Genomic DNA, 25,483 nt, shown 5'->3' on the forward strand with positions numbered 1-25,483 from the left:
CCGAAAACCCCGCACGAACCCCCGCGCCCGTCTCGACATGCACGTCATGCCCCAGCTTGCGCAGATGCCCCGCAGAGGACGGAGTGATGGCGACCCGAGCCTCCCCCTCAAAAATCTCCTTCAATCCGCCGATCTTCACCAGGCCACCTCCCCTGTTAGCGACTTTCAGCGTCCCCCATAGCAGAGCGCAACAATCTTTCACAAGAGAGTGAGGCGCCGCACATTCCACGAATGTGACCCTGCGTCAGAAACACCATCGCGGAGTTCAGTAGTCGCTGACCAGCAGGTGAACCGGGCGCTCGTCCTCGTGGACGGTGGCGAAACGCCCGATGGGCGCGGCGAAGATATTGTCGGTCAGGTCGTCGTTCACGGTCGAGACCTCGCCGATCAGCACCGGCCCGCCCTCGGCCCAGAACTCGTGCCAGTCGCCCGGACGCAGCGTCACGGATTCGCCCGGCGCCAGCCGCAGCACACCGCCCGGCGCGATCTCGCGCGCGATGCCGTCGCAATCGACCCGGCAGGGCGCATTGCGGTCCATGCGGCCCTGCGCGTCCGACCCGCAAAGCCGGATGGCCAGCGTCGCGCCACAGCGGTTGATGATGTCCTCGGTCTTGATGGCATGGCTATGCATCGGGCTGATCTGGTTTTCCTGCGAGATCAGCAGCTTTTCGGCATAGACCATACCCCTGCCCGCCTGCAGCTCGGCAAGCCGGCCGTTCCTGAGCGTGAACAGGAACAGGCCCAGCCGATCGAAATCGCCCTGGCCGTAATCGGTGATGTCCCAGCCCAGCCGGCCGTCGCGAATCGCCGGCGTGGCGCGGGCGCGAAACTCCTCGGGGCTCCAATGGGCGAATGGCGGCAGGTGGAAGCCTGCCTTGCCGATCAGCTCGGCCGCCTCGGCCATGATGCGGTTGATGCGCGAGCGTTCCACGATGCCCTCCCTAGATCCAGCGCCTGACCTGCATCCTATAGCGGTCATAGGCGGGACCGAAAGCGGCGGCGATGACGGCTTCCTCGCGCAGGATGAAGCGGCGCTGCAGGAACAGGGCGAAGGCCGGCACCGTGACCAGCCCCGCCGGCGCGGCCAGCGCCAGCATCAGCCCGGCCAGCAGAATCAGGTCGGCCAGATAGATCGGATTGCGCGAAAAGCGGAACGGGCCGCCCGTCACCAGCGCCTCGGGCCGGCGGCCGGGCATGACGGTGGTGCGCGCCCGCCACATGGTCAGCGCCGCCCAGAGCATCAGCCCCAGCCCCGCCGCGACCAGCACCAGGCCCAGCCCGCGCAGCGCCGGCGGCAGGCCCAGCGGCACCAGCCGACCCAGCGCCGCCCCGGCCGATGCGAACAGCACCAGCCAGACCGGCGGCAGGCCGGCCAGCCGCGCGATCATGCCGCGCGGCTCGTCTGTTCGGCCTTGGCCTGCAGGCGGCGGGCGTGCAGCACCGGCTCGGTATAGCCCGAGGGCTGCATGCGGCCCAAAAAGACCAGGTCGCAGGCCGCCTGGAAGGCCACGCCGTCAAAGCCCGGCGCCATCGGCGCATAGGCCGGGTCGTCCGCGTTCTGGCGGTCCACCACCGCGGCCATCTTGCGGAAGGCGTCCATGACCTGCCGGTCGGTGACGATGCCGTGATGCAGCCAGTTCGCCAGCGACTGGGCCGAGATGCGCAGCGTGGCGCGGTCCTCCATCAGGCCGACGTCGTTGATGTCGGGCACCTTCGAGCAGCCCACGCCCTGGTCGATCCAGCGCACGACATAGCCCAGGATGCCCTGGCAGTTGTTCTCCAGCTCGCGGGCGATCTCGGCCTCGCTGTAGTTGCGGCCGCCGGCCAGCGGGATGGTCAGCAGGTCGTCGAGCCGCAGGGGCCGGCGCGCCGCGGCGATCTGGGCCTGGCGGGCAAAGACGTCGACCTTGTGGTAATGCGTCGCATGCAGGGTCGCGGCGGTCGGGCTGGGCACCCAGGCGGTGTTGGCACCGGCCATGGGATGGGCGATCTTCTGCTCCAGCATCTCGGCCATGCGGTCGGGGATCGCCCACATGCCCTTGCCGATCTGCGCCTTGCCGGCCAGCCCGCAGGCCAGGCCGATGTCGACGTTGCGATCCTCGTAGGCCGAGATCCAGGGCTGCGCCTTCATCTCGCCCTTGGCCAGCATCGCGCCCGCCTCCATCGAGGTGTGGATCTCGTCCCCGGTGCGGTCGAGGAAGCCGGTATTGATGAAGGCCACGCGATGCTTCGCGGCGCGGATGCATTCCTTGAGGTTGGCCGAGGTGCGGCGCTCCTCGTCCATGATGCCCAGCTTGACGGTATGGCGCGGCAGGCCCAGCACATCCTCGACGAAATCGAAGATCTCGCAGGCGAAGGCGACCTCCTCGGGGCCGTGCATCTTGGGCTTGACCACATAGATCGACTGCGTGACCGAGTTCTTCGGCCCCTCGCGGTCCAGGTCGCGCTTGGCGCAAAGCGTCGTGACCATGGCGTCCAGCAGGCCCTCGAAGACCTCGCCGCCGTCGCGGTCCAGCACGGCGGGGGTGGTCATCAGGTGGCCGACATTCCTGACCAGCATCAGGGCGCGGCCCTTGGCGGTGACTTCCGAACCGTCGGGCGCGGTGAAGGTCACGTCGGGATTGAGGCGCCGGGTAAAGGTCTTGCCGCCCTTCTCGACCTCTTCGGCCAGGGTGCCGTCCATCAGGCCCAGCCAGTTGGCATAGGCCAGCGCCTTGTCCTCGCCATCGACGCAGGCGACGGAATCCTCGCAATCCATGATCGCCGACAGCGCCGATTCGATCACGATGTCCGAGATGCCCGCCTTGTCCTGCGCGCCGACCGGGGTCGAGGCGTCGATGACGATGCGGATCAAGAGCCCGTGGTTCTTCAGGAAGATGTCGGTCGGAGTGGCGCCGTCGCCGCGATGGCCGGCGAACTTGGCCGGCTCGCGCAGCGCCGGGACCAGCGCGCCGTCCGTGACCGACAGCGCCTCGATCCCCGCCCAGGAGCCCTCGGCCAAGGGCGCGGCGGTGTCGAGGAAATCGCGGCCCCAGGCGATGACACGGGCGCCGCGGGCGGCGTCATAGCCCTTGCCCTGCGGCAGGTCGCCCAGGGCATCGGTGCCGTAAAGCGCATCATAGAGGCTGCCCCAGCGGGCATTGGCGGCGTTCAGCGCATAGCGCGCATTGGTGATCGGCACCACCAGTTGCGGCCCGGCCACGCTGGAGAATTCCGGGTCGGTCTCGGGCGTCTCGATCTGGAAATCCTCGCCCTCGGGGACCAGGTAGCCGATCTCGGCCAGGAAATCGCGATAGGCGCCGGCGTCCTTGGGTTCGGCGCGATGGGCGATATGCCAGGCGTCGATGGCCGATTGCAGCTCCTCGCGCCGCTCCAGCAGCGCCCGGTTGCGCGGCCCGAAATCGTGGAGCAGGGCCGAAAGCCCCTCCCAGAACCGGCGCGGCTCGACGCCGCTGCCGGGCAGCGCACGCTCGTTGATGAAGGCGGCAAGCGTCTCGTCCACCCGCAATCCTGCCTTTTCCACGCGACCCATCGCACTTCCCCTTGCTTCAATTGTCCGGCTGGCTTTGGTGTGCCGTGGTATGCCAAACGGCGCGGGGTTTCAACCGGCCCGACCTTCAATGATCCCGCAATTCTGCCTTGCGTAAAAATTGAAAGCCGCCGTCCGAGTGACCGGACGGCGGCACGCACCCGCATGGGACGATCAGTTCGCCGGCGGCGTGGTGGTGGTGGTTTCGCCGGCCGGCGGCGTCACCGGGGCCGCCGGCTCTTCGACGGTGATGGCGTCGTCCAGCGCCTCGCCGGCATCCTGCATCGCCTCGCCCGCAGCCTCGGCGGCATTGTCGGCGGCTTCCTGCGCGGCGGTCGCGGCCTCGCCCGCGGCTTCCGCGGCGTCCTGGGCAGCGTCTCCGGCGGCGGCAGCGGCATCATCGGCCGCCTCGCCCATCGCCTCGCCCGCGGCTTCGGCGCCGCTTTCGACGGCGGTGGCAGCGTCGCTCGCGGCCTCGCCGGCGGCATCGGCGGCGTCCTCGGCAGCGGTCGCGGCGTCGTCAGCCGCATCCGAGGCGGCTTCGGCCGGGGTTTCGGTCGTGGTGGCATCCGTCGCGGCCGGCGCGGTCGTGGTTCCCGGCACGTCCGCGGTGGTGTCCGCGGGCTCGGTCGTGGTCACGGCGGCATCCTCGCCGGTGGTTGCGCCTTCGTCGCGGCCCATGAAATACTGCAGCACGAAATAGGCGATGGCCAGGGCCAGCAGGATGCCGATGATCAGCGGCAGCGGCGAGGCGCGCCGCTCGACCGGCTCGACATAGGTCTCGGGCGCCGCGGCCGGGCGCTGGGGATCGGTGCCCTCGGTCCGCTTCGGATCGTTCGGGTCGTAATGGGCCATTCTTGTTCCTCGCTCTTCTGGTTGGCGCTTGCGGCTGGTCGGCCGGGGACGGACCCCGGCTTGCGACCCGGCTATCCTGCGTCTAACACTTGGGTTTCGCACAAGTTCCGCCGTGCCGCCGATTTTTTTCGCCTGCCATGAGGTGCCCCATGACCGTCACGCAATATCTCGCCGATTGGCGCCCCTATCCCTTCGAGATCGCCGAGACGCGGCTGGAATTCGACCTCGCCCCGCGCGCAACGCGGGTGCGCTCGCAGATCGACTTCCGCCGCAAGGGCGCGGGCGACCTGGTGCTGGACGGCGCGGGGCTGAAAACGCTGTCTTTGGCGATCGACGGCAAGCCGCTCGACCCCGCGGGCGCAACGGGCGGGCGGCTGGTGATCCCCGCCGCCGACCTGCCCGACGCCTTCACCTTCGCCGCCGAAGTCGAGATCGACCCCGAGGCCAATACCGCGCTGGAGGGGCTGTATCTGTCCGGCGGCATGTTCTGCACCCAATGCGAGGCCGAAGGCTTTCGCCATATCACCTGGTATCCCGACCGCCCCGACGTGATGGCGCCTTTCCGCGTCACCATCCGCTCGGACAAGCCGGTGCTGCTGTCGAACGGCAACCCGGTCTCGCAGGGGGCGGGTCAGGCCGTCTGGCACGACCCCTGGCCAAAGCCCGCCTATCTCTTCGCGCTGGTCGCGGGCGATCTGGTGGCGGTGCCCGACAGCTTCACCACCATGTCGGGCCGCCAGGTGGCGCTGAACGTCTGGGTGCGGCCGGGCGACCAGGACCGCGCCGGCTATGCCATGGAATCGCTGATCCGCTCGATGAAATGGGACGAAGAGGCTTACGGCCGCGAATACGACCTCGACGTGTTCAACATCGTCGCCGTGGATGATTTCAACATGGGCGCGATGGAGAACAAGGGGTTGAACATCTTCAACTCCAAGCTGGTGCTGGCCAGCGCCGAAACCGCGACGGACGGCGATTACGAGCGCATCGAGGGCGTGATCGGCCATGAATATTTCCACAACTGGACCGGCAACCGCATCACCTGCCGCGACTGGTTCCAGCTGTGCCTGAAAGAGGGGCTGACGGTGTTCCGCGACCAGCAGTTCACCTCGGACATGCGCTCGGCCGCGGTCAAGCGCATCCATGACGTCCAGACCCTGCGCGCGCGCCAGTTCCGCGAGGATGCCGGGCCGCTCGCGCATCCGCCGCGCCCGGACCACTATCAGGAGATCAACAATTTCTACACCGCCACGGTCTATGAAAAGGGCGCCGAGGTCATCGGCATGCTCAAGCGGCTGGTGGGCGATCAGGGCTATCGCCGCGCGCTCGACCTCTATTTCGACCGCCACGACGGCCAGGCCTGCACCATCGAGGACTGGATCAAGGTCTTTCAGGACGCCACCGGCCGCGACCTGGCCCAGTTCAAGCGCTGGTATACCGATGCCGGCACGCCGCGGCTGACGCTTTCCGAGGATTGGCGCGACGGCACGCTCACGCTGGATTTCCGCCAGGAAACCGCGCCGACCCCCGGCCAGCCGGACAAGCCGCCGCGGGTGATTCCCATCGCGCTCGGCCTGATCGGCCCGAATGGCGACGAGGTGCTGCCGACCACGGTGCTGGAGATGACCGAGGCCCGGCAGAGCTTCCGCTTCGGGGACCTGGGCGCGCGGCCGGTGGTTTCGCTCCTGCGCGGCTTTTCGGCGCCGGTGACGGTCTCGCGCGAGATCGCGGCGGACGAACAGGCGCTGCTGCTGGCGCATGACACCGACCCCTATGCCCGCTGGCAGGCCGGCCACGACCTGGCGCTGGACGCGCTGATCGCGCGGTCCACCGGGGCCGAGGGCGGCGCGGAATTCAGCCGCGCCATCGGCGGGCTGCTCGACGATGCCGAGGCCGACCCGGCCTTTGCCGCGCTCTGCCTGTCCCTGCCCGGCGAGGAAGAGATCGCGACCACCATCGCCGCCCGCGGCGAGATCCCGGACCCGGACGCGATCCATGCCGCGCGCGAGGCGCTGGCCCGCGACATCGCCTCGGCGCATGAACCGGCGCTGGCCCGGCTCTACGAGGCGATGACGACCCCCGGCCCCTATCGCCCCGATGCCGAGGGCGCGGGGCGGCGCAGCCTGCGGCTCGCCTGCCTGGGCCTTCTGTCGCGCATCGACGGGGCCGCGCGAGCCGAGGCGCTGTTCGCCGCCGCCTCGAACATGACCGAGCGGCAGGGCGCGCTGGAATGGCTGATCGCGGCCGGCAGGGACGCCGAGGCGCTGGCGGCCTTTGCGCGGGAATTCGCCGGGAACCGCCTGGTCATGGACAAATGGTTCATGGTCCAGCCGCTGCGCGCCGCGCCCGGCCTGGCGGTGGCCCGCGCCCGCGACCTTGCGGCGCGGCCGGATTTCGACTGGAAGAACCCCAACCGCTTCCGCGCCCTGATCGGCGGGCTCGGCGCGAACCACGCCGCCTTCCACGCCGCCGACGGCTCGGGCTACGATTTCGCCGTGGACTGGCTGATGCGGCTCGACCCGGTGAACCCGCAGACCACCGCGCGCATGTGTTCGGCCTTCGAGACCTGGACCCGCTACGACGCCACCCGCCAGGCCCATGCCCGCGCCGCGCTTGGCCAGCTGGCGGCGATGCCGGGCCTGTCGCGCAACACCTCCGAGATGGTTACGCGCATCCTTGCCGGTGGCGCCTGACCATGATCGAACCACTCTTGCGGGCATCTTGCGGGCACGGCAATACTGCCCCCATGGATGCCCGCGAGGACATGAAACGCCGTCTCGATCCGCTGATTGCCGAGCGGGCGCCCTGGCTTTTTTCGGGCCGCCGGCACCATGCGCTGGCGCGGCAGCTGCTGATGCGGCTCCTGCGCTATCCGCGCACCTTGGAGCTGGCGGCGGAATATCGCGACCTGCCCACGGACGAGGTCATGCGTCGCATCGCCGGGCTGATCCTGCGCGACCTGCGGGTCGAGGGGATCGAGCATATCCCGGCCACCGGCCCGGCGCTGATCGTGTCGAACCACCCGACCGGGATCGCCGACGGGATCGTGCTGAACGCGGTGATCGCTGCGGTGCGGGACGATCTTTTCGTCTATGCCAATCACGACATCCTGCGCATCCTGCCGCAATTCGACAGCCTGATCGCCCCGGTGGAATGGCGCGCCGAAAAGCGCAGCCATGCCAAGACCCGCGCCACGATGGACTATACGCGCGAGGCGCTGGGGCGCGGGCGGATCGGTCTGATCTTCCCCTCGGGCCGGCTGGCCAAGCGCCGGGGCCTGAGCCTGCACGAACGGCCCTGGATGGCCAGCGCGGCGATGATCGCACGCAAGTTCGATGCGCCCATCATCCCGCTGCGGATCCGGGCGCGCAATTCGGCACTGTTCTACCTGCTTGACGCGATCCACCCGACGCTGCGCGACGTGACGCTGTTCAACGAGGTGCTGAACAAGGCGGGCCAGCCCTTCCGCGTGACCATCGGCGCCCCGATCCCGGCCGCGTCGCTGCCCGGCCGCAGCGAGGACGGCATCGCGCTCTTGCGCGATACGGTGCTGGGACTGCCCGCGCCGGGCCAGAACGCGGTGCGCATGTCGCAGATCCGCGGGCTGTTCCAGCGCCGCCACGCGCTCGCCAAGCCGCGCCCGATCGAGTGAACGGCGACGCCGGCCTCATGATCGGTGTCGCAGATGGGTATTTATGGAACGAAGAAGCCCGGTGCCGCTTTCCGAAATTCAGCGCGGCACCGGGCTTCTTCGTTCTTCAAATACCCATGCGACCGCGACGCAGAAGCTACGGCCCAAGAAGATCACACCACCATGTCGTCGCGATGGACCAGCGCGGCCCGGCCGGGATAGCCGAGGATGCCCTCGATCTCGTCGCTGCGATGGCCGGCGATGGCGCGCGCCTCGGTCGAGGAATAGCGCACGAGGCCGCAGGCCAGCCGTGCGCCCTTGCCGTCCTGCACCACCACCGGATCGCCCCGGCCGAAGCGGCCCGAGACGGCGGTGACGCCGGCCGGCAGCAGCGACTTGCCCTGCCCCAGCGCCAGCGCGGCGCCGGCATCGACGGTGATCTCGCCCTTGGGCTTCATCGCCGCGATCCAGCGCTTGCGCGCGGCCTGCGGGTCGGTGTCGGGCAGGAACCATGTCACCCGCGCGCCACTCGCCACGGCGGAAAGCGGGTTCAGCACCGAGCCCTCGGCGATGGCCATGGCGCAGCCGCCCGCCACCGCCGTACGCGCCGCCATCAGCTTGGTCTTCATGCCGCCCTTGCTGACGCCCGAGATCGGATCACCGCCCATGGCCTCGATCTCGGGGGTGATCTGCTGGACCACCGGCAGGTGACGCGCGGCTGGGTCGGTCTTGGGATTGGCGGTATAGAGCCCGTCGACGTCGGACAGCAGCAGGAGTTGGTCGGCCCCGCAGGTCACGGCGATCTGCGCCGCCAGCCGGTCGTTGTCGCCGAAGCGGATCTCGTCGGTCGCCACGGTGTCGTTCTCGTTCACGATCGGCACCACGCCGAGGCCCAGGAGCGTCTGCATGGTCGCGCGGCTGTTGAGATAGCGGCGCCGGTCGGTGGTGTCGTCCAGCGTCACCAGCAGCTGCGCGGTCTTGACGCCATGCGGCGCCAGCGCCTCTTCATAGGCGCGCGCGAGCTTGATCTGGCCCACCGCCGCCGCCGCCTGCGACTGCTCGACCCGCAGGGGACCGGCGGGCAGGCCCAGCACCTGCCGCCCCAGCGCGATGGCGCCCGAGGAAACCAGCACCACGTCCGTCCCCCGCCCCCGCGCCCGCGCCACGTCGTCGCAAAGCGCGCGCAGCCATTCGGCGCGCAGCCCCGCGCCGTTCACCAGCAGCGCCGAGCCGATCTTGACCACCAGCCGCTGCGCGCGGCCCAGTTCCGGCGTCACGGCTGCCACGGCTTGTCTTCCTTGTCGGCGGCGGGCTTGCGCGAGGGCGCGATCCGCGACCAGAGTGCGCGCAAGACCTCGGTCACGCCTTCGCGCGACACGCCGGACATCAAGAGCACCGGGCCGCCGATCTCGGCCTCGAGCGCCGCCTTGCGCTCGGCCAGCGTCTCGGGGTCGAGCGCGTCGATCTTGTTCAGCGCCGTCACCCGCGGCTTTTCCGCCAGTGCCGGGGAATAGGCCTGAAGCTCGGTCAGGATGGTGCGGGCGTCCTGCGCCACGTCCTCGGCCGTGCCGTCGACCAGGTGCAGAAGCACGCGCGAGCGCTCGACATGGCCCAAGAACTGGTCGCCCAGGCCCCGACCCTCGGAAGCGCCCTCGATCAGGCCGGGGATGTCGGCGATGACGAATTCATGCCCGTCCACCCCCACGACGCCCAGGTTCGGGTGCAGCGTGGTAAAGGGATAGTCCGCGATCTTGGGCCGCGCGTTCGACACCGCGGCAAGGAAGGTCGATTTCCCGGCATTCGGCAGGCCCACCAGCCCGGCATCGGCGATCAGCTTCAGCCGCAGGCACAGCGTGCGCTCGACCCCCGGCTGGCCGGGGTTGGCGTGGCGCGGCGCGCGGTTGGTCGAGCTTTTGAAATGCAGGTTGCCGAAGCCGCCGTTGCCGCCCCTGGCCAGCAGCACCCGCTGGCCCGGCTCGGTCAGGTCGGCGACCACGGTTTCCTGGTCTTCTTCCAGGATCTCGGTGCCGACCGGCACGCGCAACACGATGTCGTCTCCCGAGGCGCCGGTGCGCTGCGCGCCCATGCCATGCCCGCCCGACTTGGCGAAGAAATGCTGCTGGAAGCGAAAGTCGATCAGCGTGTTCAGCCCCTCGACCGCCTCGGCCCAGACATCGCCGCCATTGCCGCCGTCGCCGCCGTCCGGCCCGCCATATTCGATGAACTTCTCGCGGCGGAAGGATACGCAGCCCGCGCCCCCGCCGCCCGAGCGGACATAGACCTTGGCGAGATCGAGGAATTTCACGGGCGCAATCCTGTCAGCTATGGCAAAGCCGTGGGATACGCGCTTGGCCGTTTTCGTGCAAGTGGCGTGACTTTCCCCCGTCCCGCGAATTAGATGGGCCGGTGACGAACGAGTGGAGACGCCATGCCGGTCCTGACCTATGCCACGCTTTTCACCGCCATCACGCTTGAAGTGGTCGGCACCACCTTCCTGCAGCGCAGCGAGCAGTTCACCCGCCTTGTCCCCACCCTGCTGATGGGCCTGTGCTATGCGGGCTCGTTCTATTTCCTGTCGCTGGCCTTGCGGGCCATGCCGCTGGGCATCGCCTATGCGATCTGGAGCGGGCTGGGGATCGTGCTGGTCTCGCTGATCGGGCTTGTCGTCTTTGGCCAGAGGCTGGATTTCGCGGCGGTGGTAGGGCTTTCCATGATCGTCGCGGGTGTCGTCATCGTGAACCTGTTCTCGGGCAGCGTGACGCATTGAATCGCCTCCACCCTTAACATTCCGGCAATCGGGTCTAGATTAATGTCCGAAGGGAGGGCCGCGATGATCCACTTCGACAACAGCTATGCCCGACTGCCGGAAGGTTTCTTCACCCGCACCCGCCCGACCCCGGTGCGCGACCCGCAGCTTGTGGCGCTGAACCGGCCCCTGGCCGAGCGGCTGGGCTTCGACGCCGACTGGCTTGCCAGCCCCGAGGGCGTGGCCATGCTGGCCGGCAACGCCCTGCCCGAGGGGGCCGAGCCCATCGCCCAGGCCTATGCCGGCCACCAGTTCGGCGGCTTCGTGCCGCAGTTGGGCGACGGGCGCGCGGTCCTGCTGGGCGAGGTGGTGGCGCCGGACGGGGCGCGCTTCGACATCCAGCTGAAGGGTGCCGGGCCGACGCCCTTCTCGCGCCGGGGCGACGGCCGGGCCTGGCTGGGCCCGGTGCTGCGCGAATACCTGGTCAGCGAATTCATGGCCGCATTCGGCATCCCGACCACGCGCGCCCTTGCGGCCGTCACCACCGGCGAGACGGTGATCCGCGAGACGCTGCTGCCCGGCGCGGTGCTGACCCGCGTCGCCGCCAGCCATATCCGCGTCGGCACCTTCGAATTCTACGCCGCCCGCGGCGACCGGCAGCGGCTGCAACTGCTGGCCGACCACGTCATCGCCCGCCACTATCCCGATGCCTCGGGCGCGGCCGACCTGCTGCAGCGCGTGGTCGAGCGGCAGGCCGCGACCATCGCCGGCTGGATGGCGCTTGGCTTCATCCACGGGGTGATGAACACCGACAACATGTCGGTCTCGGGCGAGACCATCGACTACGGCCCCTGCGCCTTCATGGACGGCTACCGCCCCGACAAGGTGTTCAGCTCGATCGACGCCCAGGGCCGCTATGCCTGGAACGAACAGCCCAACATCGCGGTCTGGAACCTGGCGCAATTCGCCAGCTGCCTGGTGCCCCTGATGGGCAACGACGACGCGGCGGTGGCCGAGGCGACGCGCATCGTCCACAGCTTCCCTGGGCTCTACCAGGCGGAATGGCTGAAGCGCTTTGCCGCCAAGCTGGGCATCGCCGACCCTCGCCCCGAGGACCGGGCGCTGATCGAGCGGCTTTTGACGCTGATGGCGGCCGAGGAGGCGGATTTCACCCGCACCTTCGCCGGGCTGGCCGACGGCCGCGCCCGCGACGAATTCGCGGCGCCCCAGCAGTTCGACGCCTGGGCCGAGGGCTGGCAAGCGCGTATCCGCGACCTTGCCGACGCAAGCCAGGTCATGGCGCGCGCCAATCCGCGCCGCATCCCGCGCAACCACCGCATCGAGGAGGTCATCGCCGCCGGGCGCGAGGGCGATTACGCGCCCTTCCACGCGCTCGACGCGGCGCTGCGCGCGCCCTTCCAGGACCGGCCGGAATGGGACGGCTTCGCGCAGGCCCCTGCCCCCGATGAGATCGTCCGTCGCACCTTCTGCGGCACCTGAGCAGCAGCGAAAGGCCCAATGCCGAAAAGCCCCGACCATCCGAGCCCCGACCACCTTCGCCTGGCCAGCTACAACCTGCACAAGTGCCGCGGCATGACCGGCCCGCACGCGCCCGAGCGCAACCTGCGCGTCATCGCCGAACTGGATGCCGACGTGATCGCCCTGCAAGAGGTCGATTTCCGCTTCGGCGCCCGCCCCGAGGCGCTGCCGCGCGCGCTGATCGAAAAGACCACCGGCATGGTCCCCGCCCCCTTCCTGGGCACCGGCGAGAATTCGCTGGGCTGGCACGGCCAGACCATCCTGCTGCGCCCCGAACTGCGCGAGAGGGCCGAGATCCGCCGCCTGCCCCTGCCGGGGATCGAGCCCAGGGGCGCGCTGGTGCTGCGCCTGCCGGGGCTGACGGTGGTGGCGGTGCATCTGGGGCTGATGCGCTCGTCGCGCCGCGCCCAGCTGTCGCGCATCATCGCCCAGGCGCGGCGCATCGGCCACGACCGCATGGCGCTGACCGGCGATTTCAACGAATGGCACGATTCGCGCGGGCTGGAGGCGCTGGAGGCGCTACGCGTCGTCACCCCCGGCCCCAGCTGGCCCGCGCCCTTCCCGCGCCTGCGCTACGACCGCTTCGCCGTCTCGCGCAGCATCGAGGTGCTGGATTGCGGCGTGCTGGACAACGAGATGGCGCGGGCGGCCTCGGACCACCTGCCGATCTGGGCCGACCTCGCCGTCGATGCGCATGAAGAGGTGCCGCGCGGCTACCAGCCGGCGCGCGTCACCTCGCGCATTCCCGGCGAGGATGGGGTGGCCGGGGCGGATTGACGCTTTTCTGCAATTGCGAAGGCGGTTAAACAGCGCCAAAGCTCGTCAGCCAAGGGGGACGCAGACATGACCGCCATCATCGACATATTCGCGCGCGAGATTCTGGACAGCCGGGGCAACCCGACGGTCGAGGTCGATGTGACGCTGGAAGACGGCACCATGGGCCGGGCGGCGGTGCCCTCGGGCGCCTCGACCGGCGCGCATGAGGCGGTCGAGAAGCGCGACGGCGACAAGGCCCGCTACATGGGCAAGGGCGTGCTGGAAGCCGTCGCCGCCGTCAACGGCGAGATCGCCGAGAACCTGATCGGCGAGGACGCGACCGAACAGGTCGCCATCGACCGGATGATGATCGAGCTGGACGGCACCCCGAACAAGGGCCGCCTGGGCGCCAATGCCATCCTGGGCGTCTCGCTGGCGGTGGCCAAGGCCGCGGCCGAGGCCTGCACCCAGCCGCTCTACCGCTATGTCGGCGGCGCCGGCGCCCGCGTGCTGCCGGTGCCGATGATGAACATCATCAACGGCGGCGAACATGCCGACAACCCCATCGACATCCAGGAATTCATGATCATGCCGGTTTCGGCGGAGAACATCCGCGAAGCCGTGCGCATGGGCTCGGAAGTCTTCCACACGCTGAAGAAGGAACTCTCGGCGGCGGGCCTCGCCACCGGCGTCGGCGACGAGGGCGGCTTCGCGCCGAACCTCAGCAGCACCCGCGACGCGCTGGACTTCATCCTCAAGGCCATCGAGAAGGCCGGCTACACCCCCGGCGACGACATCATGCTGGCGCTGGACTGCGCCTCGACCGAGTATTTCAAGGGCGGCAAGTATGAAATGGCCGGCGAGGGCAAGTCGCTGACCCCGGCCGAGAACGTCGCCTATCTCGAGGCGCTGTGCAACGACTACCCGATCCTGTCGATCGAGGACGGCTGTTCCGAGGACGACTGGGAAGGCTGGAAGCTCCTGACCGACACGCTGGGCGGCCGGGTGCAGCTGGTCGGCGACGACCTCTTCGTGACCAACCCGGCGCGCCTGGCCGAGGGCATCGCGCGGGGCTGCGGCAACTCGCTGCTGGTCAAGGTGAACCAGATCGGCACGCTGACCGAGACGCTGGATGCGGTGCGCATGGCCGACCGCGCGCGCTACACCTCGGTCATGTCGCACCGCTCGGGCGAGACCGAGGACGCGACCATCGCCGACCTGGCGGTGGCGACGAACTGCGGCCAGATCAAGACCGGCAGCCTCGCGCGCTCGGACCGGCTGGCGAAATACAACCAGCTGATCCGCATCGAGGAAATGCTGGGCGCTGCGGCGGAATATGCCGGCAAGTCCATCCTGCGCGGCTGATCCGCAGGGCATCGCAACGAAGCAGGGCGGCCCGGCGAGGCCGCCCTTTTTCATATCCACCAGCGATGCGTCAGCGCAAAGGCGCCAAGCGCAAGGCGGCGGCGGAACTCCGAGGGCGCGGCGCCGGCCAGCGCCTCGATCCCCCGCGGCGCCGCCTGCAATGCGGCCCGCACCCCCGCGCCGGCAAACAGCACCGGCGCCAGCCGGCGCGGCACAAGCCGGCGCTGCGCCCTGGCCTCGGCAAGCTTCGCGCGGGCCCTGTCCGCGATCCCGGCCAGCGCCTCGGGCGAGGCGTCCCAAAGGCCCAGCCCCAGCCCCTGCAAGGCCGGCAGCGCGGCCAGCCAATGCGCCAACCCCGCCCCCTCGGCCTGGGCGTCGACGATCTCGGCAACCTCCGGCTTTCTCCGTTTTCCAAATACCCCGCGGGGGTCCGGGGGCGCGAAGCCCCCGGCAGCCTCCCAGCCCAGGGCCTCGGCGGCGAAGCGCGCCAGCGGCACCGCCGTATCCCGCACATAGGCCGCGACGGCTTCGGGCCCGTCCAGCGGCTCGCGCGCCGCATCGCGGCGCCGCGCCTCGGCCAGCACCGCGAAACCGGCGGCGCGCGGCCCCCAGGCCTCGGCCAGCGGCGTCAGCAGCTCATGCGACTGCGCCTTGCCGGCGCCGATGTCCTCCAGCCGCTCGATCCACCATTGCAGCCGCATCTCGGCGATCAGCGGCTCGGTCGAGGCCAAGGGCGCACGCGCCAGTTCCAGGTTCAGCGCATAAAGCGTCAGCAGCCGCGGCCGCGCTTCGGCGGGGGCCAGCAGGCAGATGCCGAAGCGATCGGGATCGTGCTCGCGCAGCGCCTCGGCGCAATCGTCCAGGCTCATGCCGGCACCACCCGGTCGCGGACCAGCTTCCAGCGGATCGCATCGACCAGCGCCTCGAAACTGGCATCGACGATATTGGGCGAGACGCCCACGGTGGACCAGCGATGGCCCTGCCCGTCGGCGCTGTCGATGATGACCCGCGTCGCCGCCTCGGTGCCGCCGCCGGTGATGCGGACGCGGAAATCGACCAGGTGCATGTCGTCGATGGCCGCCTGATAGGGGCCCAGGTCCTTGGCCAGCGCCCGCCACAGCGCGTTGACCGGGCCGCGGTCATGCCCCTCGGCATCCATGCTTTCGCTGACCGACAGCATGCGCTCGCCGCCGATCTGCACCACCACCACGGCTTCCGAGACGGAAATCCGCTTCCCCAGCGCATTCTTGCGCCGCTCGACGGTGACGCGGTAGCGCTCGACGGTGAAGTAATGCTGCATCCGGCCCAGTTCGGCGAGCGCCAGCAGCTCGAAGCTGGCCTGCGCGCCGTCATAGGCATAGCCGGCATCCTCGCGCGCCTTGACCAGGTCCAGGATGCGCGCCAGCGCCGGATCGTCGCGGCCGACCCCGATCCCCGCCTCGGCAAGGCGCGCGCGCAGGTTCGACTGCCCGGCCTGGTTCGACATCGGGATGATGCGCTCGTTGCCGACCGTGGCGGGGTCCACATGCTCGTAGGTCGCCGGGTTCTTCAGGATGGCGCTCGCATGCAACCCGGCCTTGTGGGCAAAGGCCGAAGCGCCGACATAGGGCGCGGGCCGGGCGGGCGGGCGGTTCAGGATCTCGTCCAGCCGGCGCGAGATGCGCGTGAGCCCGGCCAGCCCCTCGGCGGTGACGCCGGTTTCCAGCGCCGAGCGATAGGGCTCCTTCAGCAGCAGGGTCGGGATCAGGCTGGTCAGGCTCGCGTTGCCGCAACGCTCGCCCAGCCCGTTCAGCGTGCCCTGCACCTGCCGCGCCCCGGCATCGACCGCAGCAAGCGTGCAGGCCACGGCATTGCCGGTATCGTCATGGCAATGAATGCCCAGCCGGTCGCCGGGGATGCCGGCCGCGATCACCGCGCGCGTGACCTGCCCCACCCGTTCCGGCAGGGTGCCGCCGTTGGTGTCGCACAGCACGATCCAGCGCGCGCCCGCCTCCAGCGCCGCGCGCAGGCAGGCCAGGGCATAATCCGCGTCCTCGTCATGGCCGTCGAAGAAATGCTCGGCATCGAACAGCGCCTCGCGCCCCTGGGCCACCAGATGCGCGACCGAGGCGCGGATATTGTCGAGGTTCTCCTCGAGCGGGATCCCCAGCGCCTCGCGGACATGGAAGGGATGGGTCTTGCCGACCAGGCAGACAGCCGGGGTGCCGGCATTCATCACCGCCGCCAGCACGTCGTCGTTGTCGGCCGAGCGGCCGGCGCGCTTGGTCATGCCAAAGGCGGTCATGGTGGCGCGGGTCGCCGGGGCCTGGGCGAAGAAATCGCTGTCGGTCGGGTTGGCGCCCGGCCAGCCGCCCTCGATGTAATCGACGCCCAGCCGGTCCAGCATCTGCGCGATCTCGGCCTTTTCGGCGGCAGAGAACTGCACGCCCTGGGTCTGCTGCCCGTCGCGCAGCGTGGTGTCGTAAAGGTAAAGGCGCTGGCGCGTCATCGGGGCGGCCCCTTCGGCTGGCTGGTGTGCGGTTATTCGGGCAGTCCGGCGGCGTCGAAATCCGGGCCGGGCAGAAGCTCGACCCCGGCCGGGCCCATGCGCACCTCGACCCCGGCGGCCAGCAGGCGCTGCTTGAAGCCGTCCACCGCCGAGAAATCCTTGCTGGCCTTGGCCTCGGCACGCAGCGCCGCCATGCGCTCGGCCCAGGGCGACAGGTCGGGGCCCTCGGCGATCCAGCCGCCCAGATCCTCGGTCAGCAGGCCAAGCATGCGGGCGCCGGCCAGCAGGCCCGCGCCGTCGCCCTGCCCCGCCATCTCGTGCAAGGCCGCGATCGCACCCGCGGTATTGAGGTCGTCGGCAAGCGCGGCCAGGACGGCGGGTGCCGGGCTTGGCGCGGGGTCGATCCCCGCGACAAGGCCGCGCCAGCGGCGCAGCACGGCCTCGGCCTCGCGCGCCTTCTCGGCCGTCCAGTCCATCGGCTTGCGGTAATGCGTCGACAGCAGCACGAAGCGGATCACCTCGCCCGGAATGCCCTGGTCCAAGAGGTCGCGGACGGTGAAGAAATTGCCCAGGCTCTTGGACATCTTGCGCCCCTCGACCTGCAGCATCTCGTTATGGAGCCAGACGCGGGCGAAATCGCCACGCGGATGGGCGCAGCAGCTTTGCGCGATCTCGTTCTCGTGATGGGGGAATTGCAGGTCGATGCCGCCGGCATGGATGTCGAAGCTTTCGCCCAGCAATTCGTAGGACATGGCCGAGCATTCGATATGCCAGCCCGGACGGCCGCGGCCCCAGGGGCTGTCCCAGCCCGGCAGTTCCGCATCCGAGGGCTTCCACAGCACGAAATCCATCGGGTCTTCCTTGAAGGGCGCGACCTCGACGCGGGCGCCGGCGATCATGTCGTCGACCGAGCGGCCAGAAAGCTTGCCGTAACCGGCAAAGCTGCGCACGCGGAACAGCACATGCCCGTCCTTGGCATAGGCATGGCCGCCCTGGACCAGCGTCTCGATCATGGCGATCATCTCGCCGATGTAATCGGTGGCGCGCGGCTCGTAATCCGGCCGCGCCGCCCCCAGCGCATCCATGTCGGCGTGATACCAGCCGATGGTCTCATGCGTGCGCTCGCGGATCAGCTCCTCGAGGCTGCCTTCGGCACCGGCCTCCTTGCGGGCCAGGGCGGCGGCGTTGATCTTGTCGTCCACGTCGGTGAAGTTGCGCACATAGGTGACATGGTCCGCGCCATGAACGTGGCGCAGCAGCCGCACCAGCACGTCGATCACCACCACCGGGCGGGCATTGCCCAGATGCGCCCGGTCATAGACCGTCGGCCCGCAGAGATAGAGCCGCACGTTCTGCGGGTCGATGGGCCGGAAAACCTCTTTCCGGCGCGTCCTGGTATTCGTCAGCCTGATCTCGACCATGACTTCCCCTTTGCGGGCGTCGTCAGGTCACCATGAACCGCCCGCCTGAATTTTCAGCCGGTAATGATGCAGCGGGTGGTGGCGGTTCCTGCCTTCATGCGCCCGCCTTAACGCATTGTCTTGCCTATGCCAAGAGAGGCTGCAAAACTTGGGCCATGAGCCGCGAACTGGTCAATGAAATCTGCGCCGCGCAGCCTGGGGCCGAGTGGTCGGATCCCTGGGGCGGCGGCCATGATTGCTGGAAGATCGGCGGCAAGACCTTTGCCGTCACCGGCGCCATCGGCACCCATGTCTCGGTCAAGACCGACAGCGCCGAGACGGCCGAATTCCTGATCGAGACCGGCGTGGCCGAGCGCGCGGCCTATCTGCACCGCAGCTGGGTCGCGCTGCCGCTCGATTCGGCGCCCGACGAGCTGGCGCATCGCATCCGCCATTCCTATCGCCTGGTGCGCGGCGCCCTGCCCAGGAAGGTGCAGGCGGCCCTGCCGCCCCTGTAACCCGCCCCTGCGACGAAAATGGCCGGCCCCGAGAGGGAGCCGGCCAGAGGCGAAGGGCCGAGCGACTGGCCCCGCGCCAAGAACGATCGACAAGGCGTCAGGCCGGAACCTGCGAGGCGAGCTGTTGCAGCAAGCCTTCCATCTGCTTGCAGAGCGCCTCTTCGGTGGTGTTCTGCTCGGTCGCGGCGTCGGCCAGCGTCCGCTCGACGCCCATGGCCGAGACGGTGCCTTCCTTGCCCTTGGCCTCGGCGGCATCGCCCTTGGCGCTGTCGCCCGCCGGGATCATCGCCAGCAGCTTGGTCTGGATCTCGACCGCCTTGCCGTCGATATGGCCCTGCTCCTGGCAATAGGCCAGGACGCCCAGCTGGTTGCGCGCGCTTTCATAGGCGGCGGCGCTGTCCTGGGCCGGCACGGCGGCAGGCGCCTCGGTCGTGGCCGGGGCCTCGGGGGCGGCGGGCGCGGCCGGGGCCGTCTCTTGCGCCAGGGTCACGCCTGCGGTCAGGCCAAGGGCCAGGGCGGGCAGGATTGCGAAACGTGCGATCATCTCGATCTCCGTCTGTTGCGTGTGGGCGGACTGTGGCATGGGGTGGCCGGGGCCGCAAACCGGCTCGGCGGAATGCCGCGGCCGCTTACGCGCCGATCAGCGGAAAAGCACCAGCGAGCCCGGCGACCAGCTCACATTCGCGCGGGTGCCGACATCCTGCACCTCGCGGCCGAAGACGTTGCGCATGGCGATGCGCACCGGCCGCGCCTGGCCGTCGAAACCGGCCGAGCCGTCCAGCCGCACGTCGTAATAGGTCATGTCGCCGTAATAGACGACCTCGTCGATCACCCCCTCGGCCACCCGGTTCGCCCCCTGCGCGCCGGGCGCGACCAGCGACACCGCCTCGGGCCGGAAGCCGATCGAGGGGCCGTCGTCGCCCGGGTCGGCCTGGCTGACATTGGCCAGGGGAATGTCGACGCGGCCCAGCCCCGGCGCCTCGATCTGCACCGCATCGGCGGTCTCGCCCAGCACGCGGGCGGGCAGGAAGTTCATCACCCCGATGAAATTCGCCACCCGGCGGCTGGTCGGGCGGGCATAAAGCGCCTCGGGCCCGTCGAGCTGGGCGATCTGGCCCTCGAACATCACCGCGATGCGGTCGGACATGACCAGCGCCTCTTCCTGGTCGTGGGTGACAAGGACGAAGGTGATGCCGACCTGGCGTTGCAGCTTGATCAGCTCGACCTGCATCTGCTCGCGCATCTTGCGGTCCAGCGCCGAAAGCGGCTCGTCCAGCAGCAGCACCTTGGGCTTCAGGATCAGCGCGCGGGCCAGCGCCACCCGCTGCCGCTGCCCGCCCGACAGCGCATGGCTGGCGCGGCTGCTATAGCCTTTCAGCCCCACCATCTCCAGCGCCTGTTCGACCGCCGCCGCCTTTTCGGCGCGCGAGCGCGGGTCGCGGCGCAGGCCGAAGCCCACGTTCTCGGCCACGGTCAGGTGCGGGAAGATGGCATAGGACTGGAACACCATGTTGGTCGGCCGCCGGTTCGCCGGCACGTCCTGCATGTCCTGCCCGTCGATCAGCACCACGCCCGAGGAAATATCCTCGAACCCGGCGATGGTGCGCAGAAGCGTGGTCTTGCCGCAGCCCGAGGGCCCCAGCAGCGAAAAGAACTCGCCCGAGCGGATGGTCAGGTCGATGCCGCGCAGCGCGTGATAATCGCCGTAATGCTTCTGCACCTGCCGGATCTCGATCATCGGGCGCGCGCCGGCCATGGCGGCGCGATGGGCGGCGGTGCTTTTCGGGCCGGGGTTTTGGGTCGTCACAGGAAGCCTCCGGTATCCTTGGCGCCGGTCTTGGCGATGCCGCGGCGGCGGAAATATTCGGCGATGGTCAAAAGGGCGATCGACAGCAGCACCAGCACCGTCCCCAGCGCCATGATCATCGGGATCTGCTTGGGGAAACGCAGCTGGCTGAAAATATAGGTGGGCAGCGTCGGCTCGTTCCCGGCCAGGAAGAAGGCGATGATGAATTCGTCCAGGCTGATGGTGAAACTCATCAAGAGCGACGAGATGATGCCCGGCATGACCAGCGGCAGGATCACCAGCCGGAAGGCGCTGATCCGCGTCTCGCCCAGGTCATAGGCCGCCTCCTCCAGTGAACGGTCGAGCGAGTTGAAGGCGGTGGACAGGATCACCGTGGCATAGGGCATGCAGATCAGCGTATGGCCCAGGATCACCGTCAGGATGCTCAGCTGCACGCCCAGCGACAAGAGCACCACCAGAAGCGAGATCGAGACGATGATCTCTGGCAGCACCAGCGGCAGCATGATCAGCCCCATGATCGGCCCCTTGCCCGGAAAGGCGAAGCGGGTCGAGGCGCGGGCGGCGAAGACGCCAAGGCAGGTCGCCAGGATCGAGGAACTGACGGCGATGGTCAGCGAATTGGTCAGCGCCCGGCGCAGCGAGGCATTGCCCCACATCTGCGCGAACCATTCCGTGGTGAAGCCCCGCAGCGGAAAGGCGATGATCGTGCCCGAATTGAAGGCGAAGATCGGCAGAAGCAGGATCGGCGCGTAAAGGAACAGCAGGTAGATCAGCGCATAGGCGCGCAGGCCCCCGCCCTTCATTGCCGCACCCTGAGGAAGCGGCGGTTCACGGCGATGAAGGCCAGGCTGATGACCGCGACGATCAGCATCGCCGTCACCGCCAGCGCCGAGCCCATCGGCCGGTTGTCGAGGTCCAGCATCTGCGCCTGGATCATGTTGGCGATCATCGGGATCTTGCCGCCGCCGATCAGCGCCGGGGTGACATAGTCGCCGATGGTCGGGATGAAGACGATCAGCGCCGCCGCCACCACCCCCGGCATGGCCAAGGGCAGGGTGACGCGCCAGAAGGTCATGGCGCGGCTCTCGCCCAGGTCGCGCCCGGCCTCCAGAAGCGAGCGGTCGATCTTTTCCAGCGCGATGAAGATCGGCAGGATGGCGAAGGGCGCATAGGCATGGGCCAGCGTGATGACCATGGCGTTGACGTTGTAGAGGATGAAGGTCAGCGGCTGCTCGATCAGCCCCAGCGTCTTCAGCCCCGAGTTGATGACGCCGTTATAGCCCAGGATCACCTTCCACAGGAAAACCCGGATCAGGTAGCTGGTCCAGAACGGGATGGTGATCAGGAACAGCCACATGGCCTTTTTCTGCGGCGAGACGGCGAAGGACAGGAAATAGGCCACCGGAAAGGCCAGCACCACGGTGGCCAGCGTCACCAGCGCCGCTACCCCCAGCGAACGCAGCATGATGCGGTGAAAGATCGGGTCGGCCCAGACGGTGCGATAGTTCTCCAGCGTGAATTCGCGGATCACCGTCAGGTAGCCGTCCTTGAAGAAGGAATAGGCCAGGATGGTCAGCAAGGGCGCCGCCAGCACCAGCACGGCATAGCCCAGCGGCGGCGCGATCAGGGTCAGCCCCTGAGCCGTCTGAGATCGGTTTCCTGACGCCATGCCCTGCCCTGTGAATCCCTGTCGCTTGGGGTGGCAGGTTTCCATATCCGTGCCGCGAGGAAAAGGGTTTTCCTGCGCTGCGGCAGGCCGGCTTCAAGAGCCCTGGAAATGCGCCGCCACCTCGCGCCGATGCGGCTGGGCGCGATGCTCGACCAGGTAGATGCCCTGCCAGGTGCCCAGTTGCATCCGGCCGCGCGCGACCGGGATCTGCAGGCTGACGGGCAGGATCGCGGCCTTGAGATGCGCGGGCATGTCGTCCGGCCCCTCGGCGCGATGCGTCAGGTAGCGCATCGACGGATGATCGGCCGACGGCGCGATGCGGTCGAGCCAGGCCAGCAGGTCGCGCTGCACGTCCGGGTCGGCGTTCTCCTGCACCAGGAGCGAGCAGGAGGTATGGCGCACGAACAGCGTCACCACGCCCTCCTGCGCGCCGATGCCGCGCAGCCAGGCCGCCACCTCGGCGGTGAAATCATGACAGGCCGGCCCGCGGGTCGGGATGGTGAAGGTGGTGTTCAAAACAGGCGCTCCAGGGCCGACATGCCCAGAACCACAACCCCGCTGAAGGCCAGCGCGACCAAAACCTGCCCGGCAAAGCGGCTCAGCAGGTGCCACCGCCACCAAGCTGCCGAATGCAGGCTGCGATCAGCGCGTTTCAGCCCGTGGTTGAACCCGCTCGCCTCAACGAGAAAAACGAGGCAGGCGGCCAAGAAAACGCTGGTGCCGATCCACATGCAGGCCTCGACCTGCGCGCGATCTGCGCTGCCCGCGGGCATGGCCAGCGACCTTGCATGCAAGGCAATCGCCAGGGTCGCCAAGACCTGCATGACCTTGCCGACAGGCGCCTTGACCAGCAACCGCCAGAACTCGCGATTGTTCAGGTCGACGCGCTCAACCCTGCAGAGCCCCGGCGGCTTGCGCCAAGGCGCCCAATCACTCCCCGCCATGGGTTTCTCCGTTGCACAAATACCCAATGAGCTATTCCGCCGCCTCGCCCGGCGCTTCCAGCGACTCGACGCCGTCATGGTCCAGCACGATCCGCTTTTGCGTGCGCGCGCCCAGGTCGCGCAGCATCTCGGCCTGGCGGATGACGTTGCCCGGCCCGCGGGTCAGCCGGTCCATGGCGGTGGCGTGGCTTTTCTGCGCCCGCTCCAGCGCGCTGCCCACATCCTCGACCGCCGAGACGAAGCCGTGCAGCTTGTCGTAAAGCTGGCCGGCGCGGGCGGCGATGGCCATGGCGTTCGACTCGCGCCGCTCGACCGTCCAGATGTGATCCACCGTGCGCAGGGTCAGCATCAGCGTGGTCGGGGTCGCCAGCCCCACCCGGCTCTCCATCGCGTGCCGCGCCAGGTCGGGATCGACGCGCAGCGCCTCGGAAAAGGCGCCCTCGACGGGGATGAACATCAGCACGTAATCGACCGAGCCCTCGTCCAGCGCCTGGTAGCCCTTGGCGGCAAGCCCGGCGACATGGGCGCGGACCGAGGCGACGTGCCGGCGCAGCGCGGCGTCGCGGGTCGGCATGTCCTCGGCATTCACCGCCTCTTCATAGGCGTTCAGCGAGACCTTGCTGTCGATCACCAGCAGCTTCTTCTGCGGCATCTTCACGATCACGTCCGGCCGCCACAGCTTGCCGTCGGTGTCGCGATGGCTCGACTGCGTGTCGTAATGCGTGCCGGCGATCAGGCCGGAATCCTCGAGGATGCGCTCGAGGATCATCTCGCCCCAGGCGCCGCGCTTCTGGCTGTCGCCTTTCAGCGCGCGGGTCAGCGCCACCGCCTCGCGCGAGATGTCCTCGGAGCGCTTGTGCAGGTATTCGATCTGCTCGCGCAGCCTTGCGCGTTCCTCGTCCGTGGCCTTGTTGCGGGCCTGAAGCTCGGTCTGGAAGCGGTGGACCTGGTCGCGAAACGGGGTCAGCAGGGCCGAAAGCTGCTCGCCATGCGCCTTTTGCATCTCGCTGCCCTGGGATTTCAGCGTCTCGTTGGCCAGCAGGCGGAACTGGCCGGTCATCTCCTCGCGCAATTCGCGCAGGGTGGCGATGTCGCGCTCGGCCGCCTCGCGGTCCTTCTGCGCCGCCAGCCGGGTTTCCGCCAGGTCGCGCTCCAGCCGCGAGACCGCCTGCCTTTCGCGATGCAGCGCATCGCTCAGCCCGTCGCGCTCCTCGACCAGCTCCTGCAGGCGCTGGGTCAGCGATTCCGCCCGCGTCTCCAGCCGGCTGACGGCCAGAAGCTGGTCGCGCAGCCCGGCCGATTCGGCATCGCAGCGCGCCTGCAACTCGGCCTCGCGCCGCCGGGCCAGCACGGCATCCGCCGCTGCCGAACGCCGCGTTCGCCACAGCGCAACAAGGCAAAGCGCCAGCACCGCCAGCGCCGCGACCAACAGCAGCCGCAGATTGCCCGCATCCGCCAGCCATGCCTGCATTTTTTCCGCCTCGCCCATCGGCCCCTGCGCCTTGTCCCAACCGCGGTTTCGCGTCGCTTGCCGGGGACTGTTCACCTTTTTCCCCCAGAATGCAAGCGCAAGGCCCCCTTCCCTCGCGCCGGTTGCATCCCTAGCTTGCCCCTGAAAACCGCAAGAGGAGATCAGGCATGGTCAAGTCCGTCGCCGTCATGGTGGGGTCGCTGCGCAAGGATTCGCTCAACCACAAGCTGATGAAGGCATTGCAGAAACTGGCCGAGGGCCGGTTGCAGTTCCACCTGCTGCATATCGGCGATCTGCCGCATTACAACGACGACCTTTGGGCCGATCCGCCCGAATCGGTGCTGCGGCTCAAGGACCGGATCGAGCATTCCGACGCGGTGCTGGCGATCACGCCGGAATACAACCGCAGCTATCCGGGCGTCATCAAGAACGCGATCGACTGGGCGACGCGCCCCTATGGCCAGAACTCGTGGAAGGGCAAGCCCGCGGCCGTCACCGGCACCTCGCCCGGCGTGATCGGCGCGGCGTTGGCGCAGGCGCGGCTGAAAAACGACCTGGTCCATGTCGGCACGGTGATGATGAGCATGCCCGAGGCCTATATCCAGTGGCACGCCGAGGCCTATGCCGCCGACGGCAGCGTCACCGACGAAAAGACCGCGAAGTTCCTGCAAGCCTATGTCGATGCCTTCGTGGACTGGATCGAAAAGCACGGCTGAGCCCGGAACGACGAAGGCCGCGCCTTGGGGCGCGGCCTTTTTCATTGAT

The 25,483-nt window shown here is 68.9% G+C and carries 25 protein-coding genes; 8 read left to right on the forward strand and 17 right to left on the reverse strand.

Features of this window, described 5'->3' with window-relative positions:
* The 5 genes from IT40_RS30455 to IT40_RS10975 form a co-directional block, all read right to left on the reverse strand.
* On the reverse strand, positions 1-139 hold a 139-nt coding region (locus IT40_RS30455; RefSeq protein ID WP_157034072.1), incomplete at its 3' end, for a hypothetical protein.
* 126 nt (positions 140-265) lie between these two features.
* On the reverse strand, positions 266-931 hold the full coding sequence (locus tag IT40_RS10960) for a D-lyxose/D-mannose family sugar isomerase (RefSeq protein WP_036754560.1): 666 nt from the start codon (positions 929-931) through the stop codon (positions 266-268).
* Between the two features lie 10 nt (positions 932-941).
* A complete protein-coding gene (locus IT40_RS10965) occupies positions 942-1,388 on the reverse strand; it encodes a methyltransferase family protein (protein ID WP_036754563.1) in 447 nt (148 codons plus the stop codon).
* Positions 1,385-3,532 (reverse strand): malate synthase G, encoded by a 2,148-nt coding sequence (locus IT40_RS10970; RefSeq protein WP_036754565.1) that lies wholly within the window; start codon positions 3,530-3,532, stop codon positions 1,385-1,387. Before IT40_RS10970 ends, IT40_RS10965 begins: the two co-directional genes overlap by 4 nt.
* 171 nt (positions 3,533-3,703) lie before the next feature.
* Positions 3,704-4,384, reverse strand: coding sequence for a hypothetical protein (locus IT40_RS10975; protein ID WP_036754567.1), 681 nt, complete (start codon positions 4,382-4,384; stop codon positions 3,704-3,706).
* Positions 4,385-4,533: 149 nt separating this feature from the next.
* Between IT40_RS10975 and pepN the strand changes: the two genes are divergently transcribed.
* Positions 4,534-7,077: an aminopeptidase N gene (gene pepN, locus IT40_RS10980; RefSeq protein WP_036754568.1), complete on the forward strand. Its 2,544-nt coding sequence runs from the start codon at positions 4,534-4,536 to the stop codon at positions 7,075-7,077.
* Positions 7,078-7,148: 71 nt separating this feature from the next.
* Positions 7,149-8,036, forward strand: coding sequence for a 1-acyl-sn-glycerol-3-phosphate acyltransferase (locus IT40_RS10985; RefSeq protein ID WP_370362682.1), 888 nt, complete (start codon positions 7,149-7,151; stop codon positions 8,034-8,036).
* Positions 8,037-8,188: 152 nt separating this feature from the next.
* On the opposite strand, the gene proB is transcribed toward IT40_RS10985, so the two are convergent.
* On the reverse strand, positions 8,189-9,301 hold the full coding sequence (gene proB / locus IT40_RS10990; protein ID WP_036754570.1) for a glutamate 5-kinase: 1,113 nt from the start codon (positions 9,299-9,301) through the stop codon (positions 8,189-8,191).
* The gene (gene obgE / locus IT40_RS10995; RefSeq protein ID WP_036754571.1) at positions 9,289-10,320 is read right to left on the reverse strand and encodes a GTPase ObgE; all 1,032 of its coding nucleotides are present in this window, start codon (positions 10,318-10,320) and stop codon (positions 9,289-9,291) included. Before obgE ends, proB begins: the two co-directional genes overlap by 13 nt.
* Positions 10,321-10,443: 123 nt before the next feature.
* Between obgE and IT40_RS11000 the strand changes: the two genes are divergently transcribed.
* The 4 genes from IT40_RS11000 (at position 10,444) to eno (ending at position 14,421) form a co-directional block, all read left to right on the forward strand.
* Positions 10,444-10,782 carry a DMT family transporter gene (locus tag IT40_RS11000; protein WP_072463524.1) on the forward strand — a complete coding sequence of 113 codons (339 nt, stop codon included), beginning with the start codon at positions 10,444-10,446 and terminating at the stop codon, positions 10,780-10,782.
* Positions 10,783-10,845: 63 nt separating this feature from the next.
* On the forward strand, positions 10,846-12,261 hold the full coding sequence (locus IT40_RS11005) for a protein adenylyltransferase SelO (RefSeq protein WP_036754573.1): 1,416 nt from the start codon (positions 10,846-10,848) through the stop codon (positions 12,259-12,261).
* Positions 12,262-12,279: 18 nt separating this feature from the next.
* Positions 12,280-13,077 carry an endonuclease/exonuclease/phosphatase family protein gene (locus tag IT40_RS11010; protein ID WP_036754585.1) on the forward strand — a complete coding sequence of 266 codons (798 nt, stop codon included), beginning with the start codon at positions 12,280-12,282 and terminating at the stop codon, positions 13,075-13,077.
* 66 nt (positions 13,078-13,143) lie between these two features.
* On the forward strand, positions 13,144-14,421 hold the full coding sequence (gene eno, locus IT40_RS11015; RefSeq protein WP_036754596.1) for a phosphopyruvate hydratase: 1,278 nt from the start codon (positions 13,144-13,146) through the stop codon (positions 14,419-14,421).
* A 50-nt stretch (positions 14,422-14,471) separates the two neighbouring features.
* Here eno and IT40_RS11020 read toward each other — a convergent pair whose 3' ends face one another.
* From IT40_RS11020 to cysS, 3 genes are read right to left on the reverse strand one after another with little or no spacing between them, the layout of a single operon-like run.
* A complete protein-coding gene (locus tag IT40_RS11020) occupies positions 14,472-15,290 on the reverse strand; it encodes a squalene/phytoene synthase family protein (protein WP_036754599.1) in 819 nt (272 codons plus the stop codon).
* Positions 15,287-16,909 carry a citramalate synthase gene (cimA, locus tag IT40_RS11025; RefSeq protein ID WP_036754603.1) on the reverse strand — a complete coding sequence of 541 codons (1,623 nt, stop codon included), beginning with the start codon at positions 16,907-16,909 and terminating at the stop codon, positions 15,287-15,289. The genes IT40_RS11020 and cimA overlap by 4 nt, the downstream gene beginning before the upstream one ends.
* 32 nt (positions 16,910-16,941) lie before the next feature.
* Positions 16,942-18,330: a cysteine--tRNA ligase gene (gene cysS, locus IT40_RS11030; RefSeq protein ID WP_036754607.1), complete on the reverse strand. Its 1,389-nt coding sequence runs from the start codon at positions 18,328-18,330 to the stop codon at positions 16,942-16,944.
* Between the two features lie 155 nt (positions 18,331-18,485).
* On the opposite strand from cysS, the gene IT40_RS11035 reads away from it, so the two are divergent.
* Complete coding sequence (locus IT40_RS11035; protein WP_036754610.1) at positions 18,486-18,827, forward strand: MmcQ/YjbR family DNA-binding protein; 342 nt, start codon at positions 18,486-18,488, stop codon at positions 18,825-18,827.
* Between the two features lie 97 nt (positions 18,828-18,924).
* On the opposite strand, the gene IT40_RS11040 is transcribed toward IT40_RS11035, so the two are convergent.
* The 7 genes from IT40_RS11040 to IT40_RS11070 form a co-directional block, all read right to left on the reverse strand.
* Positions 18,925-19,371 (reverse strand): pore-forming ESAT-6 family protein, encoded by a 447-nt coding sequence (locus tag IT40_RS11040; protein ID WP_036754774.1) that lies wholly within the window; start codon positions 19,369-19,371, stop codon positions 18,925-18,927.
* A gap of 96 nt (positions 19,372-19,467) precedes the next feature.
* On the reverse strand, positions 19,468-20,565 hold the full coding sequence (locus IT40_RS11045; RefSeq protein WP_116171178.1) for an ABC transporter ATP-binding protein: 1,098 nt from the start codon (positions 20,563-20,565) through the stop codon (positions 19,468-19,470).
* A gap of 65 nt (positions 20,566-20,630) precedes the next feature.
* Positions 20,631-21,437 (reverse strand): ABC transporter permease, encoded by an 807-nt coding sequence (locus IT40_RS11050; RefSeq protein WP_036754613.1) that lies wholly within the window; start codon positions 21,435-21,437, stop codon positions 20,631-20,633.
* The gene (locus tag IT40_RS11055; protein ID WP_036754616.1) at positions 21,434-22,303 is read right to left on the reverse strand and encodes an ABC transporter permease; all 870 of its coding nucleotides are present in this window, start codon (positions 22,301-22,303) and stop codon (positions 21,434-21,436) included. Before IT40_RS11055 ends, IT40_RS11050 begins: the two co-directional genes overlap by 4 nt.
* A gap of 93 nt (positions 22,304-22,396) precedes the next feature.
* On the reverse strand, positions 22,397-22,819 hold the full coding sequence (locus IT40_RS11060) for a secondary thiamine-phosphate synthase enzyme YjbQ (protein WP_036754619.1): 423 nt from the start codon (positions 22,817-22,819) through the stop codon (positions 22,397-22,399).
* Complete coding sequence (locus IT40_RS11065) at positions 22,816-23,247, reverse strand: hypothetical protein (protein WP_036754622.1); 432 nt, start codon at positions 23,245-23,247, stop codon at positions 22,816-22,818. Before IT40_RS11065 ends, IT40_RS11060 begins: the two co-directional genes overlap by 4 nt.
* 31 nt (positions 23,248-23,278) lie before the next feature.
* Positions 23,279-24,718, reverse strand: coding sequence for a DNA recombination protein RmuC (locus tag IT40_RS11070; RefSeq protein ID WP_240540432.1), 1,440 nt, complete (start codon positions 24,716-24,718; stop codon positions 23,279-23,281).
* 167 nt (positions 24,719-24,885) lie between these two features.
* Between IT40_RS11070 and IT40_RS11075 the strand changes: the two genes are divergently transcribed.
* On the forward strand, positions 24,886-25,434 hold the full coding sequence (locus tag IT40_RS11075) for an NADPH-dependent FMN reductase (RefSeq protein ID WP_036754628.1): 549 nt from the start codon (positions 24,886-24,888) through the stop codon (positions 25,432-25,434).
* Positions 25,435-25,483: the final 49 nt, after the last annotated feature.

The organism is Paracoccus versutus (genome assembly GCF_000763885.1).
Lineage (GTDB): Bacteria > Pseudomonadota > Alphaproteobacteria > Rhodobacterales > Rhodobacteraceae > Paracoccus > Paracoccus versutus.

What these genes read in the sequence shown, in the direction of transcription:
- IT40_RS10965 (WP_036754563.1), bottom strand. Translation starts at nt 1,388, where the DNA reads ATGATCGCGCGGCTGGCCGGCCTGCCGCCGGTCTGGCTGGTGCTGTTC.
- IT40_RS10970 (WP_036754565.1), bottom strand. Translation starts at nt 3,532, where the DNA reads ATGGGTCGCGTGGAAAAGGCAGGATTGCGGGTGGACGAGACGCTTGCC.
- IT40_RS10975 (WP_036754567.1), bottom strand. Translation starts at nt 4,384, where the DNA reads ATGGCCCATTACGACCCGAACGATCCGAAGCGGACCGAGGGCACCGAT.
- pepN (WP_036754568.1), top strand. Translation starts at nt 4,534, where the DNA reads ATGACCGTCACGCAATATCTCGCCGATTGGCGCCCCTATCCCTTCGAG.
- IT40_RS10985 (WP_370362682.1), top strand. Translation starts at nt 7,149, where the DNA reads ATGAAACGCCGTCTCGATCCGCTGATTGCCGAGCGGGCGCCCTGGCTT.
- IT40_RS11000 (WP_072463524.1), top strand. Translation starts at nt 10,444, where the DNA reads ATGCCGGTCCTGACCTATGCCACGCTTTTCACCGCCATCACGCTTGAA.
- IT40_RS11005 (WP_036754573.1), top strand. Translation starts at nt 10,846, where the DNA reads ATGATCCACTTCGACAACAGCTATGCCCGACTGCCGGAAGGTTTCTTC.
- IT40_RS11010 (WP_036754585.1), top strand. Translation starts at nt 12,280, where the DNA reads ATGCCGAAAAGCCCCGACCATCCGAGCCCCGACCACCTTCGCCTGGCC.
- eno (WP_036754596.1), top strand. Translation starts at nt 13,144, where the DNA reads ATGACCGCCATCATCGACATATTCGCGCGCGAGATTCTGGACAGCCGG.
- IT40_RS11020 (WP_036754599.1), bottom strand. Translation starts at nt 15,290, where the DNA reads ATGAGCCTGGACGATTGCGCCGAGGCGCTGCGCGAGCACGATCCCGAT.
- cimA (WP_036754603.1), bottom strand. Translation starts at nt 16,909, where the DNA reads ATGACGCGCCAGCGCCTTTACCTTTACGACACCACGCTGCGCGACGGG.
- cysS (WP_036754607.1), bottom strand. Translation starts at nt 18,330, where the DNA reads ATGGTCGAGATCAGGCTGACGAATACCAGGACGCGCCGGAAAGAGGTT.
- IT40_RS11035 (WP_036754610.1), top strand. Translation starts at nt 18,486, where the DNA reads ATGAGCCGCGAACTGGTCAATGAAATCTGCGCCGCGCAGCCTGGGGCC.
- IT40_RS11040 (WP_036754774.1), bottom strand. Translation starts at nt 19,371, where the DNA reads ATGATCGCACGTTTCGCAATCCTGCCCGCCCTGGCCCTTGGCCTGACC.
- IT40_RS11045 (WP_116171178.1), bottom strand. Translation starts at nt 20,565, where the DNA reads ATGATCGAGATCCGGCAGGTGCAGAAGCATTACGGCGATTATCACGCG.
- IT40_RS11050 (WP_036754613.1), bottom strand. Translation starts at nt 21,437, where the DNA reads ATGAAGGGCGGGGGCCTGCGCGCCTATGCGCTGATCTACCTGCTGTTC.
- IT40_RS11055 (WP_036754616.1), bottom strand. Translation starts at nt 22,303, where the DNA reads ATGGCGTCAGGAAACCGATCTCAGACGGCTCAGGGGCTGACCCTGATC.
- IT40_RS11065 (WP_036754622.1), bottom strand. Translation starts at nt 23,247, where the DNA reads ATGGCGGGGAGTGATTGGGCGCCTTGGCGCAAGCCGCCGGGGCTCTGC.
- IT40_RS11070 (WP_240540432.1), bottom strand. Translation starts at nt 24,718, where the DNA reads ATGCAGGCATGGCTGGCGGATGCGGGCAATCTGCGGCTGCTGTTGGTC.
- IT40_RS11075 (WP_036754628.1), top strand. Translation starts at nt 24,886, where the DNA reads ATGGTCAAGTCCGTCGCCGTCATGGTGGGGTCGCTGCGCAAGGATTCG.